Annotated in this window: 13 protein-coding genes; 7 read left to right on the top strand and 6 right to left on the bottom strand. The window is 53.2% G+C overall.

Annotation, left to right across the window (positions count from 1 at the left end; translation table 11 throughout):
* Positions 1–19: 19 nt before the first annotated feature.
* Positions 20–2,104 (bottom strand): TonB-dependent receptor, encoded by a 2,085-nt coding sequence (locus Q3O59_RS08755; RefSeq protein WP_305945224.1) that lies wholly within the window; start codon positions 2,102–2,104, stop codon positions 20–22.
* A gap of 206 nt (positions 2,105–2,310) precedes the next feature.
* Here Q3O59_RS08755 and Q3O59_RS08750 point away from each other — a divergent pair, with 206 nt between their 5' ends.
* A complete protein-coding gene (locus Q3O59_RS08750) occupies positions 2,311–3,372 on the top strand; it encodes a linear amide C-N hydrolase (RefSeq protein ID WP_305945223.1) in 1,062 nt (353 codons plus the stop codon).
* Between the two features lie 94 nt (positions 3,373–3,466).
* Positions 3,467–5,824 (top strand): ATP-binding protein, encoded by a 2,358-nt coding sequence (locus Q3O59_RS08745; protein WP_305945222.1) that lies wholly within the window; start codon positions 3,467–3,469, stop codon positions 5,822–5,824.
* A gap of 2 nt (positions 5,825–5,826) precedes the next feature.
* Here the strand turns inward: Q3O59_RS08745 and Q3O59_RS08740 are convergent, their stop codons facing one another.
* The 3 genes from Q3O59_RS08740 to bfr (Q3O59_RS08730) form a co-directional block, all read right to left on the bottom strand.
* Positions 5,827–6,714 carry a ZIP family metal transporter gene (locus tag Q3O59_RS08740; RefSeq protein WP_305945221.1) on the bottom strand — a complete coding sequence of 296 codons (888 nt, stop codon included), beginning with the start codon at positions 6,712–6,714 and terminating at the stop codon, positions 5,827–5,829.
* A 185-nt stretch (positions 6,715–6,899) separates the two neighbouring features.
* Positions 6,900–7,367 carry a bacterioferritin gene (gene bfr, locus Q3O59_RS08735; RefSeq protein WP_305945220.1) on the bottom strand — a complete coding sequence of 156 codons (468 nt, stop codon included), beginning with the start codon at positions 7,365–7,367 and terminating at the stop codon, positions 6,900–6,902.
* Positions 7,367–7,840 (bottom strand): bacterioferritin, encoded by a 474-nt coding sequence (gene bfr / locus Q3O59_RS08730; protein WP_305945219.1) that lies wholly within the window; start codon positions 7,838–7,840, stop codon positions 7,367–7,369. Before bfr (Q3O59_RS08730) ends, bfr (Q3O59_RS08735) begins: the two co-directional genes overlap by 1 nt.
* 230 nt (positions 7,841–8,070) lie before the next feature.
* On the opposite strand from bfr (Q3O59_RS08730), the gene Q3O59_RS08725 reads away from it, so the two are divergent.
* The 4 genes from Q3O59_RS08725 (at position 8,071) to Q3O59_RS08710 (ending at position 11,904) form a co-directional block, all read left to right on the top strand.
* Entirely contained in the window at positions 8,071–9,579 is a 1,509-nt protein-coding gene (locus Q3O59_RS08725) for a S10 family peptidase (RefSeq protein ID WP_305945218.1), read from the top strand.
* A 12-nt stretch (positions 9,580–9,591) separates the two neighbouring features.
* Positions 9,592–10,368 carry a hypothetical protein gene (locus Q3O59_RS08720; RefSeq protein WP_305945217.1) on the top strand — a complete coding sequence of 259 codons (777 nt, stop codon included), beginning with the start codon at positions 9,592–9,594 and terminating at the stop codon, positions 10,366–10,368.
* Between the two features lie 155 nt (positions 10,369–10,523).
* The gene (locus Q3O59_RS08715; RefSeq protein WP_305945216.1) at positions 10,524–11,114 is read left to right on the top strand and encodes a carboxymuconolactone decarboxylase family protein; all 591 of its coding nucleotides are present in this window, start codon (positions 10,524–10,526) and stop codon (positions 11,112–11,114) included.
* Positions 11,115–11,220: 106 nt separating this feature from the next.
* Positions 11,221–11,904 (top strand): hypothetical protein, encoded by a 684-nt coding sequence (locus tag Q3O59_RS08710; RefSeq protein ID WP_305945215.1) that lies wholly within the window; start codon positions 11,221–11,223, stop codon positions 11,902–11,904.
* Here the strand turns inward: Q3O59_RS08710 and Q3O59_RS08705 are convergent.
* The gene (locus tag Q3O59_RS08705; RefSeq protein WP_305945472.1) at positions 11,901–12,323 is read right to left on the bottom strand and encodes a YqaA family protein; all 423 of its coding nucleotides are present in this window, start codon (positions 12,321–12,323) and stop codon (positions 11,901–11,903) included. The genes Q3O59_RS08710 and Q3O59_RS08705 overlap by 4 nt on opposite strands.
* 42 nt (positions 12,324–12,365) lie before the next feature.
* On the bottom strand, positions 12,366–13,700 hold the full coding sequence (locus Q3O59_RS08700; RefSeq protein WP_305945214.1) for a peptidoglycan DD-metalloendopeptidase family protein: 1,335 nt from the start codon (positions 13,698–13,700) through the stop codon (positions 12,366–12,368).
* Between the two features lie 209 nt (positions 13,701–13,909).
* Between Q3O59_RS08700 and Q3O59_RS08695 the strand changes: the two genes are divergently transcribed.
* Positions 13,910–15,301: a class II fumarate hydratase gene (locus tag Q3O59_RS08695; protein WP_305945213.1), complete on the top strand. Its 1,392-nt coding sequence runs from the start codon at positions 13,910–13,912 to the stop codon at positions 15,299–15,301.
* The last annotated feature ends 33 nt before the right edge of the window (positions 15,302–15,334 follow it).

Below are 15,334 nucleotides of genomic sequence, written 5' to 3'. Positions count from 1 at the left end.
CATCCTCCTACCTTCTGCCTTAAAATTGCCAGGTCGCCGACACAAAGACACTGCGCGGCATGCCCGGCCGGTAGTCGATGTCGGTCGAGCCCACCTGATTGCTGGTCAGGGTAGAATAGGTCTTATCGGTCAGGTTCATTAACCGAATCGCCAGCTGCCAGTGCTCGCCCATTTGATAGCGCGCCCGCAGATGGAACAGATCATGCCTTGGGTAAGTATTGGTGTTGGTCTCATCGGTGTAGTAACGGCCAACCTGCTGCCATTCCAGCTCCAGCCAGAGCCCCTCTATACTGAGTGGCTGGTAACTCAGGCTGCTTTGCCAAAGCTGGCGTGGTGCCCGACCCACATCAAAACCTTCGAAGTTTCGGGTTTCACTGATAGGCGGAACGCAAACCGGTGGAAAGCAGCTGAACAGATACTGAAAATCGCGGTACTTTTGCCGGGTAAAGGTGCCACTGAGGTTCCACGTCCAGGCGTCGCTGAGTTGCCAGCTGGCCATCAGCTCCAGCCCCCGATGCGAAGTTTCACCCGCATTGGTGACCTTGCGGGTGTTGCCATCAATGTAACTGACCACATCGTCTTTGATTTGCAAGTCGTAGACACTGGCATCCAGTCGCAGTCCATCCAGCTGCGCCCGCCAGCCCAGCTCATGGTTGATGGCGGTGACCGGTTTCAGCTCGGTGGTGTCCTCGCTGGAACCTGGCCGGAACACCTGACCGACCGAAGGCACCCGAAAGGCATGGCGGCGATTGGCATACAGCTGCTGATTCGAGGCCAACTTGTAAACCACGCCGAACTTGGGACTAAGTTGCTGATAGCGAATGCGCTGCGACTCGGGCCTGAGCCAGGAAGTCCGGTCTACTTGCTGCGGCACCGACGGATCCAGACGATCGGTGTAATCGACTTCAAACCAGTCGTACCGGGCGCCGAGGCTCAGGATCCATTGCTCGGAGGCAAACCATTGCAACTGCGCATAGGGCGAGATGCTGGTTTGATCGGCGTCATAATGGTAATTGCTGCGACCGGTTTGCTGGTAATCGACAAAAATATCTTCTTGCATCAGCACGCTGATTTGCTGCTCGCGGAAGGTGGCAGGTGTCAGGTCCAGATCCAACCCGGCTGTCCAGTTGAAGTCTGCTGAAGCCTGCTGCGAGAATTGCGTCAGTAGCCCATAGGAGGAAAAACGGGTGGACTGCAGCACCGGATCATAGGTCAGCATCCAGCTGGGCATCAGTTCTGAGCGGTTGTTGCGGTAAAACGGCGTCAGCATCCATTCGCTGCTATCGGATAGCTGATAACGCAGTTCCGTCGATAACCGAAACGCCTGCACATCGCGCGCGCCCATATCGCCATGAAAGCGGTTTTTGCGCGGATTGCTGGTAAAGTCGGCCTGGTTTAAACCGGAAGTGCCGCTTTGGTCAATGCTGCCAAAACTGGCCAGGGTTTTAAGTTGCAGCTGCGGTGTTAGGTCACTGTCTAAGCGCAGGCTGCTGGAAAAACGCTGATAATCGGCTTCTTCCCGAAAGCCATCGCTTTGGGTGCGATTCAGTTGCAGCCGGGCCCGGTGCTGGGCATTCAAGGCACCGCTCACGGCCACCAGGCCACGTTGCCAGCCATCGCTGCCAAGCTCGGCTTGCAGCCGGCCACTGAGCTGATCGGTTGGCTCTGGGGTCAGAATATTAAAAATACCGCCAATGGCATCGCTGCCATAGAGCGCAGAGCCCGGCCCCTTGGTCACTTCCACCCGGCCGGAATTTGGCATATCAATTTCATACAACCCATTGTGGTTAAAAAAGCCGGTTGGCCGGGTTGGCAGGCCATCTTCCAAAAAAAGGTAAACCCCGCCGGTGGTGATAGGCTGGCGAATAGCGGTCATATGGCCTTCCCCACCCAAGTCATTGACATGCACCCCTGAGACCCGGTTTAACAGCTCAGCCGGATGACCAGGACTGACATTCTGGATACTGTCTTCGCCCAATACAGCGACCGATTCCGCCAGATTGGTCAGTGCCTGCGCCTGACGGCTGCTGGTCACTACCATGACTTCAACGCCATCCGGTGCAGCCGCTACCTTGGCAGGCGTGTCTGAGGCAGCTGTACTCATGGCCATAAGTGCCAGGCAAACATTAGAAATCATGAATAAACCTTTGAATTGATTTGATTTACTCTACCAGAGGCAAGCTGCTGCGGGGATGCGACATAATGTCGCAGGGCAGCACAGGTTGCTTAACGCTAAATCTGGTCAAAACAGTGTGGCCTGACTAGACTAAGCAGGATGCTTTTCCCAATGTAACCATGGAGATGGAACCGATGCGATGTTCGCTGAATAAAATAACTAGCCTGCTGCTGGCCGCCAGCCTGACCTTCGCTATTACCAGCCAGCAGGCAGAGGCTTGCACCCGGGTGATGTACAAGGGCCCAGAGCAGACCATTCTGACCGGGCGTAGCATGGACTTTGCCATGCCAATACCTGCCAATCTCTGGGTATTTCCACGCGGCATCGAGCGTCAGGGTGAAGTGGGTGCTAACTCGGTACGCTGGACTGCCCAATACGGCAGCTTGGCGGTCAGCTCCTGGGACATTGCCACTTCGGATGGCATGAATGAAAAAGGCCTGGTAGCCAATATGCTGTGGCTGGTTGAATCCGAATACCCCGAGTTTAACCCCGATAGCGGCAGGCCAGGTTTGTCCATTTCGCTGTGGGCGCAGTATGCGTTGGATAACTTCGCGACCGTTGCCGAAGCAGTAGCAGCCCTTAGCCGGGAAGACTTTGTGGTGGTGACCGATGTGATCCCAGGCACCGATAGAATGACCACTATCCATTTATCGTTGTCGGATCCAACCGGCGATAACGCCATTTTCGAGTACATCGAAGGCCAGCTGGTGATCCACCATGACCCATCCTACGTGGTGATGACCAATGATCCGCCGTACCAGCAGCAACTGGCCATTCAAAAGTACTGGGACAGCATTCCGGGCAATGTGTTTTTACCGGGTACGGTGAAAGCCCCGGATCGATTTGTACGGGCGCACTACTACATCCACAGCATTCCCCAAACCAGCGATCCACAGCTTGCTACTGCCAGTGTCTTTAGCGTGATCCGCAACACCTCGGTGCCCTATGGCTATCAGATTGAAGGCTACCCGAATTTATCCACCACCCAATGGCGGGTGGTGGCCGATCACAAGCATTTGCGTTATTTCTTTGAAACCGCGCTGACGCCCAATACCTTTTGGGTCGATCTGACGAAACTGGATTTTAGCGAAAATGCTTCGGTCAAAGTGCTACGCGCCGATACCAACCAGGTGTATGCCGGTGAAACCTCGGCCAAGTTCACTGAGGCACAAGCTTTTCAGTTTTTAGGACTTTAAGCAAAACTCATGGCCTGGTGGTGCCTGTGCTAAGCTCAATAGACAGCTAAAAGCACAGCCTGCCCCATCCAGGCAGTCCTGCTTTCGGAGGCTTATGCAGCGCAGTACCCAAGGCACCAAGACCATCAGCTTTAGCCGCTTCCTGTTTCGGTGGCTGCTTTGCACTATACTGCCCTTTATTGGCTTTAGCGCCTGGTATGCCTATCAACAAGCCTACCAGTCCACCGAACGTTATGCGCTTGAGTTTGCCAATCAGGTTGCCGAGCATATTCAAACTGAAACACAGCGATTTTTAATGCAGCCTGAGCGACAACTTCAAGCCGTCATAGCGCTGGGTCAAGCAGACTTGTTGCAGCTGGATGACCCCTACCTATTGGTCAAGCAGCTGGCTGTGTTGCAACAACAGGCACCGAACTTAACCTTCTTGTCTTTCGGTTTTGCCGATGGGCAGTATGTCTCCAGTGCACGCCCGCCAGAGCCCAACAGCAATCTGGAAGGGATTTTGTCGTTGCTTGAGCATGATCGTCACTTAACCTTTGTTGATATTGATGATGATTTAACCATTCAGCTCCAAAAAAAGCCAAGATCAAACGCGCATTACGATAGCCGGGAACGCTCATGGTTTCTTCAAGCCATAGAACAAGGAAAACCCAGCTGGTACCCGGTTGGACGTTACCGAGCTTACGATTCTTTAGGCGTTGGCATTTCCGCCCCGGTACTGGACAGCCATGGGCAGTTTTTGGGTGTAGCCACGGCCGATATCGCCCTAAACCAACTAAGCCACTTTTTGCAAATCACAGCTAAAAGCAAGCATGGGCTCTATTTCGTGGCCGAGCCAGATGGCGCCTTGCTGGCCGTCTCGGATGCATCACCAACCTTTCAGGTACTTGAAGTAGGCTACCAGCGGATTGATGCGATAAATGCCACAGATCCTGTCATTTCATTAATGTGGCAACACCACCAAAGTGGAAAGTCTGGCCAAGTGATGGCAAAGCACAATGGCAACGAGTTTGTCATTCATCTGCAGTCGCTGCCATTGACCAATGGGCCTGAGTTATTGATTGCCATGGCACACCCTCAGGAAATGTTTACGGGACCACTCAATCAATTGGCAACAACCTTAATGACCGCCTTCTTTTTCATCACCGTAGTCAGCATTCTGGTGATGCTATTGGTGGCGCGCCGGGTCACCCGGCCTTTAACGGCATTAAGCCGTTGGGCCGAGCAATTGTCAAAGCAAAACTGGCAAGCACCACAGCCTTCATCTGGCGGCATCAAAGAGCTGCAGGTGGTCAATGCTGATTTGAAACAGATGGCAACACAATTGCAAAACCAAACCGAGCAATTGGCGCAACAAGTAGAGCACCGAACTGAAGAACTGCAGCGCACCTTGGTGTTGCTGCAACACATTCTGCGATCTGCCGCCGGACTCAGTATTGTGGTGACCAATTCCAGCGGGAAAATTATCTTATTCAATAAAGGTGCAGAGCTGTTAACCGGATACAGTGCCAACGAAGCAAAAACAGAGGATAATCTGCTTTTTTTGCATGCTCAGGTACAAGACAACATGGATGCCTGCCGCTTTATCAACCACCTGCTAGAACAGCAAGCTACGGCGCCACTGATGCATTACCGGCACAAGTCGGGGCTGGAGTGCCCAGTATCACTGCTTGTCACTCCTATTCTTGATAAATCTGACAACCTGACTGGCTATTTATTTATTGCTCAAGATAAAACCGAGCAGCAAAAACTGACTAAATTAAAAAGTGACTTTGTCTCCATCGTCAGCCACGAACTCCGCACCCCACTGACTTCCATTTCGGCTGCCATGAAACTGCTGAATGCCGGTGCAATGGGCGCTTTGACTGAGCCTCAGCAGCGCTTAACCAGCATCGCTGAACAAAATTGCCTGCGCTTGCAGCAGTTGATTAATGATTTGCTGGATATGGACAAATTACTGGCTGGTAAAATGAATTACCAGATGCAAGTTTGGCCCATCGCGCAGTTGGTGCAAGACGCTGTTGCGCAAAACTCCGCTTATGCCTCCCAGCATCAGATCAGGCTCATTCTAAAACTACCGCAAGCTGAGCACTGTATTTTGGTTGATGAGCTTCGCTTTCAGCAGGTGATGTCCAATCTACTTTCCAATGCGATCAAGTTTTCTCATCCAGGCAGCGACGTTGAAATTCAGGTGGATTCGAAAGCAGGTGCTGCAGTAATTCGGGTCATCGATCAGGGGTGCGGCATCCCCACTGAATTTCAGGCCAAGCTGTTTGAAAAGTTTTCACAGGCTGAGGCCATCAATACCCGTCAGCATCAGGGCACTGGTCTTGGCCTGGCCATTTGCAAACAACTGACCGAGCAAATGCATGGCAGTATTGGTTTTCGCTCAGAGCAGGGTGTGGGCACTGAGTTTTATGTGGAGTTTCCACTTCATAAGCCAGAAAGCTAGCCTCAAAGAGCCGTATCCAGCACCAGCATCAACACAAAGCCCAGCATCAGACCATTGGTAGCTGCCATTTCATGGCCCTGCCGGTGCGACTCTGGGATCATTTCATGGCTTATCACAAACAACATGGCACCTGCCGCCATCGCCAGGCCCCAGGGCAGCAGCATCGGATTGGTCATCAAAATGGCACCGATCACCGCCATCACAGGCTCAACCAAACCGGATAACATGCCGACACTAAGTGCCAGCAAACGGCTGTATCCAACAGCTAACAAGGCCATCGCCACCACAAAGCCTTCCGGCACATTCTGCAACGAAATACCGGTCGCCAGCGCCGAAGCCCCGACCGCATCGCCACTGGCATAGGCCACACCAATGGCCAAGCCTTCCGGGATATTGTGCAAAATAATGGCAATCACGAACAACCAACTCCGCTTCAAGGCCAGTGCCTGGTGGCCTTCAGTCCCTTTAATGAAATGCTCGTGTGGCACACTGCGTTCCAGCGCCAGCATCAACAAAGCACCCAGCAAAATGGCAGTAGCCACTTGTGTTGGCCCTTGCCAGCTGCTCAGGGCACTGCCCTCAAACAAGTCCAATGCAGGCACGATCAGCGAAAAAATGCTGGCTGCCAGCATGACACCACCACCAAAGCCCAGCATGGCTGCGTGCAACCGGGCCGAGAGCTTGCGAGAGAACAAAGCGGGCACTGCGCCTGCGGCTGTCGCCACAGCGGCCACCATGCCGGCGTAAAACGCAAAGCGCACATGCTCTTGCTGCTCCATCAGCACTACCAGCTGCTGAATGCCATAACCAGCCCCGAGCAGTAAAATACTCCAGCCCAGCAGTTTGCGTGGGGTTAGTTTGCTGAATTTGCTCAGGCTGACTGTATTCATAGCCTACTCCGCAAGATGGTTTTTTCCATTATAGAATGAAAAACCGAACAGAACTTGAATTAAATGAGAATTATTCTCAATTTAAATCGATGGGGTCATTCTGAAAAATTGATTGATAAGCAAAATTTCAATCAGAAATAGAGCATTTTGTAGGCTACTCCCCCAGCCCTGCAGGGGGAGCAGAATTAACTCTGCGATTGCAGGTAATTGGGCAGGCCCAGCAGTTTGATCAGGCGCAGCTGCTGCTCCAGCCAGTAGGCGTGGTCGTTTTCCGTGTCATTGAGCAGTTGTTGCAGGATGCTGCGGGTGACGTAATCCTGCTCCTGCTCGCACAGTGCCATCGCATCTTTCAGCAAACGCTGGACTTTGTATTCCACATCCAGATCATTTTGCAGCATTTCCGGCACATCCTTACCCACTTTAATGCCATCGCGCTTGGTTAAATCCGGTGTTCCCTCCAGAAAAAGGATCCGTTCGATCAGCGCAGCGGCATGGCCTTTTTCATCGTCGAACTCATGATCAATGCGCTCAAAAAGCTTTTGCAGACCCCAGTCCTGATACATCCGTGAATGGATGAAGTACTGGTCCATCGCGGCCAGCTCATTGGCCAAAATGGTGTTTAAGGTATCGATAATGCGTTGCTTGCCTTGCATCAGGCACCTCCGGCTTGCAGTTGCAGATAGTTGGCCAGACCCATGCTGCCAATCAGTTGTTGCTGTGTTTCCAGCCAGTCAACGTATTCTTCTTCGTCTTCCAGCATCTCGGTCAGCAGGTCACGGCTGACAAAGTCCTGATGCTGCTCGCACAACGCTATGGCTTGCTTGAGTTGCGGCAGTTGTTGCAGCTGGAAGTCCATGTCGCATTGCAGCATTTCTTCGGGGGCTTCGCCAATGTTGAGCTTGCCAAGCGCTTGCAGATTGGGCAAGCCTTCCAAAAACAGGATCCGTTCGATTAACGCATCGGCCTGTTTCATATCCAGAATGGATTTTTTATAGCAGGCATCGTTCAGGCTTTTTAAGCCCCAGTTTTTAAACATGCGGGCATGCAAAAAAAACTGATTGATGGATGTCAGTTCCGTGGTCAGCAACTGATTCAGTTGCGCCAGTACCTGTGGCTGGCCTTGCATAGCAAACTCCGAAAATGAAAAATGGGTACTAAGCATAGTTCAAGATAAAACAGATTACAAAAAGTGCTTTTATATCAACAATATAATATTGATAATGATTCGCTTTTATGCTGCTTTTCAGTTTAAGAAGTGGGCTTTATCGCGACCAGCCGTTATTAACCGCAGGTCGCTGGCACTGAGCTCTTTTTTCCGCTTAAATGCAGAAACCTATCCCGACTCGACTTAACATTATGCTTCGTTCGCTTATCCTGCTTGCTCTGCTGGTCAGCAGCATTAGTTACGCCACCACCCGCCAAATTGAGATTGATCAGGCGGTGGAAACCAAACACCAAACCCGTATTAATGGCCAGCGCGTGCAGTACAGTGCCTTAACCGGGACTCAGCCAGTCTGGGATGAACAGGGCGAGCCGGTGGCTACCTTGTTTTATACTTATTACCGCCGCACCGATGTGACCGATGTTGGCAGACGGCCTTTGATGATTTCTTTTAATGGCGGTCCGGGCTCCGCCTCAGTGTGGATGCATGTCGCCTACACCGGCCCTAAAGTGTTAAACATTGATGCCGAAGGCTACCCGGTGCAGCCTTATGGCGTAAAAACCAACCCTTACTCGGTACTGGATGTGGCCGATATTGTCTTTGTGAACCCGGTCAACACCGGCTATTCGCGGGTGGTGCCCAATAGCCAGGGCGAGTTGTTATCCCGCGAGCAACAGCGCGAGCTATTCTTTGGTGTCAACGCCGATGTCAGCTACCTGGCTGAATGGATCAACACCTTTGTCACCCGTCACAATCGCTGGACGTCACCAAAGTTCCTGATTGGCGAAAGCTATGGCACCACCCGGGTGGCCGGCCTGGCGCTGGAGCTGCAAAACCGTCAATGGATGTACTTAAATGGGGTGATTCTGGTGTCGCCAACCGACATGGGCATCGACCGCCAGGGACCGGTGAAAGCAGCCAACCGCCTGCCTTACTTTGCCGCTACCGCCTGGTACCATGGCGTGCTACCGGACGATTTGCAGCAACGCGATCTGTATGAGTTGTTGCCAGAAGTCGAAGACTTTACCCTGAATCAGTACCTGCCAGCGCTGGCCAAAGGTGCCTTTATTGACGAGGCTGAAAAGCAACGCATTGCCGAGCAGGTAGCCCGTTACTCTGGCTTGTCCTTGCAGTCGGTGCTGGGCAGCAACCTGGATATCGACACCGCCTTTTTCTGGAAGGACCTGCTGCGCGATCAGGGCAAAACCCTTGGTCGGCTGGACTCCCGCTACTTAGGCATTGATAAGAAAGAAGTCGGTGATCGGCCGGATTACTGGGCAGAATTAACGTCCTGGCTGCATTCCTTTACCCCAGCCATCAACCACTACATTCGCAATGATCTGAACTACGTCACCGACATCAAGTACAACATGTTCGGCCCGGTGCACCCCTGGGACAGAAGCAACGACAACACCGGCGATAACCTGCGCCAGGCGATGGCGCAAAACCCCTATTTGCAAGTGTTGTTTCAGGCAGGTTACTACGATGGCGCCACCAACTACTTTGATGCCAAGTACAGCATGTGGCAGCTGGATCCCAGCAGCAAGATGCGCGACCGGTTGCACTTTGCCGGCTATCGCAGCGGCCATATGATGTACCTGCGCTACGAGGACTTGAAAAAGTCCAACGACGACTTGCGCAACTTTATCCGTGCGGCCTTACCGGCCAATGACCAGTCAGCAAAGTACCACTTAGCTGACTGAGTCAGATCCCGTGTGAAGGAGGGTGCTATACTCAGGTATGGCACCTCACCCGGACTCGCTATGCGGAAAACAGCAAGCCGTCTTCAACCTAAAACAACGTCCATGCCGTTTCACCACATTAGCAGGAAGAAGCACCTTTTTGCCTGGCTTGCGCTGTTGCTCACAAACGCTGCAACAGCGGCTCCTCCCAAGGCTGAACAAACTCTCGTGTTCAGCCATGGCGGCCACCCTTTTGTTATCCAAACCCTGAACCCTATTTTGCAGCGTATCTACCATAGTCTTGGTTACGAGATCGAGTTTATTAAAGCGGACGGCATTCGAGCACTGTCTTTGTTTGAACAAGGCTTGGTCGATGGTGACTCCAGTCGCACTCAGTTTTGGCTGCAGCAGTACAATGCTGAGCTGCCAAAAATCCAACTGGATGTGATCCAAATACGCTTGTACTGTAGTCAGGGTGTGCCATGCACGACCACTGTGCTGCAAGATCCACGAGCACTTGTTGTGGTTCCGATGCAGCAAGCCAATTTCAGCATTTATCCGCTGGAGATCAAAGCGCAGTTGTATTTTGTGTCTGGGTTTTCAGCCGCTACGCAAATGCTATACCAGCAAAGAACACACTACCTTTTATGGGGGGAAGGCGCATTGCTAGCTCCACCTAATCAAGAGGGCTTGCAGCAATCAGAGGTCATCTTGGGCAAGTTCCCGAACTTCCATATTCTGCAGGAGCAACACCGGGCCTTGCTTGAAAAAGTCCAGCCGCTTCTTGCGCAAGAACTCGCCAAGCTTTAAAATTCTGCAACGCATGCTCATTAACGTTCGATTCTGGATAAGCCCTGAGTCGGCCAGTCAACAGCCACACCGAGCCAAAAGCACTGGCGATCACCAGCCATACCCCTTAGATTGTGCTACTGGTATCAAAAAGAGCCACAATCAAGGAGAGTGCCATGCCTTTGATCCCCCCTTTAGCACAAGATCACGATGACGAAGTTCACGAACTGGCGACATTTTTCAATGAAACCCTGGGTTTTTGCCCTAACAGTGTCCTCACCATGCAGCGCCGCCCTGCGATTGCCAAGGCCTTTATCCAGCTGAATAAAGCCGTGATGGCCAATGAAGGCCGGGTGACCGCCGAGCAAAAACGACTGATTGGCTACCTGACTTCTGCCAATACCGGCTGCAACTATTGCCAGGCGCACACAATTTTAGCGGCCGAGCGTTATGGTGGCAGTCAACAGCGTCTGGCTGCGATCTGGCAATTTCGCGACAGCCCGCTGTTCAGCGCTGCCGAAAAAGCAGCCTTTGAATTTGCCTTAGCCGCATCCAGCGTGCCAAATGCCGTCGACCAAAGCATTCAGGATGCCATGCACCAACACTGGGATGAGGGCGAAATTGTCGAAATTCTCGGTGTGATTGCGCTCTTTGGCTACCTGAACCGCTGGAACGACTCGATGGCAACCACGCTGGAGCCAGGCGCCATCGCTGCTGGTGAGCAGCATTTGCAGCACAGTGAGTGGCAGGTCGGTAAGCATCGCTAAGCCTGAACAGCCAAAATACGGCTCAACCAAAAGCCATTGCCTTCGTTGCGTCCTGGGGCCGTACTGGCTATAGTTTAGTACGGTCTTATCTATCAGGTGAATTGCTATGTGCAAATGGGTATGGACAGCCCTGCTGCTGTGCAGTGCCACCCGGCTGGCCGCGGAACCAATGCCCGTTAAAAACCTGGTGATCAGCTACAGCGATCACCCCTATGTGATGCACATTCTCAATCCTCTGCTGCAGGCCGCCTACAAGGAGCTGGGCTATCAGGTCGAGTTTGTCCAGGCCGATGGGGCCCGTGCCCATACCCTGTTTCAGCGCCAGTTGGTTGATGCCGATTCAGGGCGCACTTCCTATTGGCTTGCCGAGTATGACGCTGAGTTACCCGTCATTTGGCTGGACACCTTGCAACTTTCCCTCTATTGCCGACAAGAAATACCCTGCAATGCCGAAATCTTGCAAGACCCGAGAGTGTTCATCGTCATCCCTGCGCAGGAATCCACCTACCAGCAGTTTCAGCTGGAGATGAATGCTCGGCCTTATTTTGTCTCGGGCTTTGCCACCGCGGAAAAAATGCTGTTGTCGGGCCGGGTGGATTACCTGCTGTGGGTGGAAGGTCAACTACTCAGTCCACTCAATGATCCCAACCTGCAGCGGGCAACCGGCAGCTTGCGGCAGTTTGATGTCTATCATGTCCTCCACAGTCACCATCAGACACTGCTACCTGAACTGGAAGCGGCTGTACGATTACGGATACAAGCATTCACCGAAAACTCAGGTGGTAACTAGAACACTTGCAGTCCAACCAGCAGCAACAGCGCGTAGCGCAGGCCCTTGCCCACAGCAACCAGCAACAGAAACAGCGAAAACCGAACCCGCATCACGCCTGCCACCAAGGTAAAAGGATCACCCACCACAGGCAGCCAACTGAGCAATAGACCCCAACTGCCATAACGTTGAAAACGCACACTGGCTTTGTTCATTTGCTCTGGGGTAAAAGGAAACCAACGCTTGTGCTGAAAACGGTTGAGTTCTTTGCCAAGGTACCAGTTGACGCAAGAGCCCAGGGTATTGCCGGTGGTGGCTGACAGCCAAAGCCAGAATACCCCATAGCCTTGCTGCTGCAGCGCCAACAGCACCACCTCGGACGAGCCTGGCAGGAGGGTGGCAGCTGTGAAGGCGCTGAAAAACAGCGTTAGATAAGCCAGCATGGACCGGGCCGAAGCGATGCCATCAAATGAAGGGTTGTGTTAGCGCTTTTGCGCCAGCAGGGTTTCTTCGTCCATTTGCTGGATCATAAAAGCAACCTTCTCAAAGAAGGCTTCACGGCCTTCATCCGGAATGGGTTGTGCCAGCGGAATATTGGCCGTCATCGGATTGACCGGTCGGTTGTTGACGTGCAGCTCGTAGTGCAAATGCGGCCCGGTGACCCGACCGGTAGCACCGGATAACGCAATACGCTGACCACGCTCAACCCGTTGGCCATTGCGCACCAGAGCCCTGTCCAAATGCAGGTAACGGGTTTTGTACTGGCCATGGTGCTGAATTTCAATGTAGCGACCGGCAAAAGGGTGATTCTCGACCCGGATCACCACACCATCGGCAGCCGCCAGCACCGGGGTGCCGGTCGGGGTGGCGAAGTCGGTACCGTTGTGCGGAGACACCCGCCGCGTGACCGGATGCAAGCGACGCGGGTTGAACGGCGAGCTGATACGGAACTCTCGCTGCAGCGGAATGCGCATAAAGGCACGCTGCAAACTATTGCCTTCGGCATCGTAGTACTGACCGTTTTCGTGCAAAAAAGCCGTCAGCTGCTGACGACGGTTAAAAAGTCGAATGCCTTCAATGCGGCTTTGACCGGTGGCTTCTTCGCCCACATAGTTGTCGCTGCGGATCACTTGAAAACGGGCACCGGCCTGAATGTCACGGGAAAAGTTAATGCGATCGCGAAACAATTGGCTGACGGTGGCGATCTCGGCATCGTTCAAGCCTGCACGCTGTGCCGACAAGTAAAAACTGCCATGGATTTCACCCACCAGGGTCTGGCTGTACCATTCGCCTTCATCCAGCAGCTCTTGATAGCTAAAGTCGCCATCGGCTTCGCGTTGATACAGTACCCGGTTGCCGGCGTGAACAAAAAGCTCCATCGAAAGCAGCTCCTTGTTGTCGTCCAGCTGAAAGGTCAGGCTATGGCCCGGGCGCAACACATCCAGCGCCAGCAGCGACTGATCGGCCGCCATAATTCGATGCATCAGTTGCTGACTAAAACCAAGGCGGGAGAAAATACGGCTGAGGCTATCGCCAGACTGAATGGCGTAATGAACAATGGACTCATCCACCTCGGGTTCTGGCTCAGGAAAGAGAGTTTGGTTAAGCTGCTGCCATTGCGCTTGCCACCCCAACTGTGGTTCCAGCTGCGATAGACTGGAGCTTACCAGTACCGGCATCAGGCTGAGCAAAGGGCTTTGCTGTTTAGGGCTGCTAGGCCAAAACACTATCAACAGACTGATCAGCAATAAGGTGCCAAGCAGTCGCCGGTGCGTTCCGGGCAGGCGGTTTGTCAACGTAAGTAGTGGTTGTGGCATGGTTTAGCGCTTATATTCAGTCAGACAACGGACAGGGTTCCCCTCTGTCACTGCTTTATTTTGTTAGCCTATCACAAAATAACCAAATCCGCTTCGATAGCCAAGTACCAAAATGGTTCCTCAACGTATCCGACAAAATCAGCCACTGGTCTAAGCCCTCAGGAATGCAGCGGCTCCTTTGCTAAACTCTGAGGTAAATCCGCCAAATCATGGAGCTCATTTTGAAAGCAACCCGAACCGAACGCGACAGCATGGGCGAACTGGAAGTTCCGGCCGATGCGCTCTATCAGGCTCAAACTCAAAGAGCGGTGCAGAATTTCCAATTGAGTGGCCTCAGCATGCCACTGCGTTTTATTCAGGCCTTGCTGCAGATCAAGGCAGCAGCGGCCGGCGCCAATCAGCAGTTAGGTTTGCTGCCAACGGCCAAAGCCGAAGCCATTATTGCCGCCGCCAAATCCCAGCTGCAGCAAACCGACTTAACGCACTACCCGGTTGATGTGTTTCAAACCGGCTCTGGCACCAGCAGCAATATGAACGTCAATGAGGTGTTGGCCAGCCTGGCCAGTCAAAGCCTGGGTGAGCCGGTCAGCCCGAATGACGATGTCAATCTGGGGCAAAGCAGCAACGATGTGATCCCAACCGCCATTCAGCTCAGCTCGGTACTGGCGCTGGAGCAGCAATTGCTACCTGCCTTGCAGCACCTGGTTGACAGCCTGCAACGCAAGGAAGACAGCATTGGCCAACTGGTAAAAACCGGTCGCACCCACTTGATGGATGCCATGCCGGTGACCTTTGGTCAGGTGCTTTCTGGCTGGCAAAGCCAGTTGTTGCACAGCCGAGAACAACTACAACACTTGCTGCACAGCCTGCGCCAGTTGCCGCAAGGTGGCACAGCTGTGGGTACCGGCATCAATGCCCATCCCGCCTTTGCCAGCAGCTTTTGTCAGCAACTGAGCAGTGAGCTTGAGTCCTCCTTCAGCCCGGCCACGGATTTCTTCTTTGGTATCAGCAGCCAGGATCTTAGCGTCAGCTTGTCAGGGCAACTGAAAACACTGGCGGTTTCACTGCTGAAAATCAGCAACGACTTGCGCTGGATGAACTCTGGTCCATTGGCTGGGTTGGCCGAAATCGAACTACCGGCGTTGCAACCGGGCTCGTCCATTATGCCCGGCAAGGTCAACCCGGTGGTGCCCGAAGCCGTCGCCATGCTCTGTGCTCAGGTCATCGGCAACGACAGCACCATCACGGTGGCCGGCCAGTCCGGTAATTTTGAGCTCAATGTGATGCTGCCGGTCATCGCCCACAATCTGCTGCAAAGCATTGAGCTGCTGGCCAATGGCTGCAGAGCTCTTGCCGATCAAGCCATTGAGGGCTTTACCGTCAATAAAGCCCATATTGAGCAGGCGCTGCATCGCAATCCCATTCTGGTGACCGCCCTAAACCCGGTGATTGGCTACTTAAAAGCCGCTGAGATTGCGAAAAAAGCCTATCAGCAACAGCGGCCAGTGCTGGATGTGGCGCTGGAAGAAACGGACTTGACGGAAAAAGAACTGAAAGCCTTGCTGGATCCCGCTAAGCTGTGTCGCGGAGGCCTGTCCTGATACTGGCTCGGTTGAAAAGGACAAGGGGGCAGC

The organism is Alkalimonas delamerensis (assembly GCF_030717955.1).
Taxonomy (GTDB): Bacteria; Pseudomonadota; Gammaproteobacteria; order Enterobacterales; family Alteromonadaceae; genus Alkalimonas; species Alkalimonas delamerensis.
The sequence above is the reverse complement of the archived record's forward strand: the minus strand, read 5'-3'. Positions and strand labels throughout refer to the sequence as shown.

What these genes read in the sequence shown, in the direction of transcription:
- Q3O59_RS08755 (WP_305945224.1), bottom strand. Translation starts at nt 2,104, where the DNA reads ATGAGTACAGCTGCCTCAGACACGCCTGCCAAGGTAGCGGCTGCACCG.
- Q3O59_RS08750 (WP_305945223.1), top strand. Translation starts at nt 2,311, where the DNA reads ATGCGATGTTCGCTGAATAAAATAACTAGCCTGCTGCTGGCCGCCAGC.
- Q3O59_RS08745 (WP_305945222.1), top strand. Translation starts at nt 3,467, where the DNA reads ATGCAGCGCAGTACCCAAGGCACCAAGACCATCAGCTTTAGCCGCTTC.
- Q3O59_RS08740 (WP_305945221.1), bottom strand. Translation starts at nt 6,714, where the DNA reads ATGAATACAGTCAGCCTGAGCAAATTCAGCAAACTAACCCCACGCAAA.
- bfr (WP_305945220.1), bottom strand. Translation starts at nt 7,367, where the DNA reads ATGCAAGGCAAGCAACGCATTATCGATACCTTAAACACCATTTTGGCC.
- bfr (WP_305945219.1), bottom strand. Translation starts at nt 7,840, where the DNA reads ATGCAAGGCCAGCCACAGGTACTGGCGCAACTGAATCAGTTGCTGACC.
- Q3O59_RS08725 (WP_305945218.1), top strand. Translation starts at nt 8,071, where the DNA reads ATGCTTCGTTCGCTTATCCTGCTTGCTCTGCTGGTCAGCAGCATTAGT.
- Q3O59_RS08715 (WP_305945216.1), top strand. Translation starts at nt 10,524, where the DNA reads ATGCCTTTGATCCCCCCTTTAGCACAAGATCACGATGACGAAGTTCAC.
- Q3O59_RS08710 (WP_305945215.1), top strand. Translation starts at nt 11,221, where the DNA reads ATGTGCAAATGGGTATGGACAGCCCTGCTGCTGTGCAGTGCCACCCGG.
- Q3O59_RS08700 (WP_305945214.1), bottom strand. Translation starts at nt 13,700, where the DNA reads ATGCCACAACCACTACTTACGTTGACAAACCGCCTGCCCGGAACGCAC.
- Q3O59_RS08695 (WP_305945213.1), top strand. Translation starts at nt 13,910, where the DNA reads ATGGAGCTCATTTTGAAAGCAACCCGAACCGAACGCGACAGCATGGGC.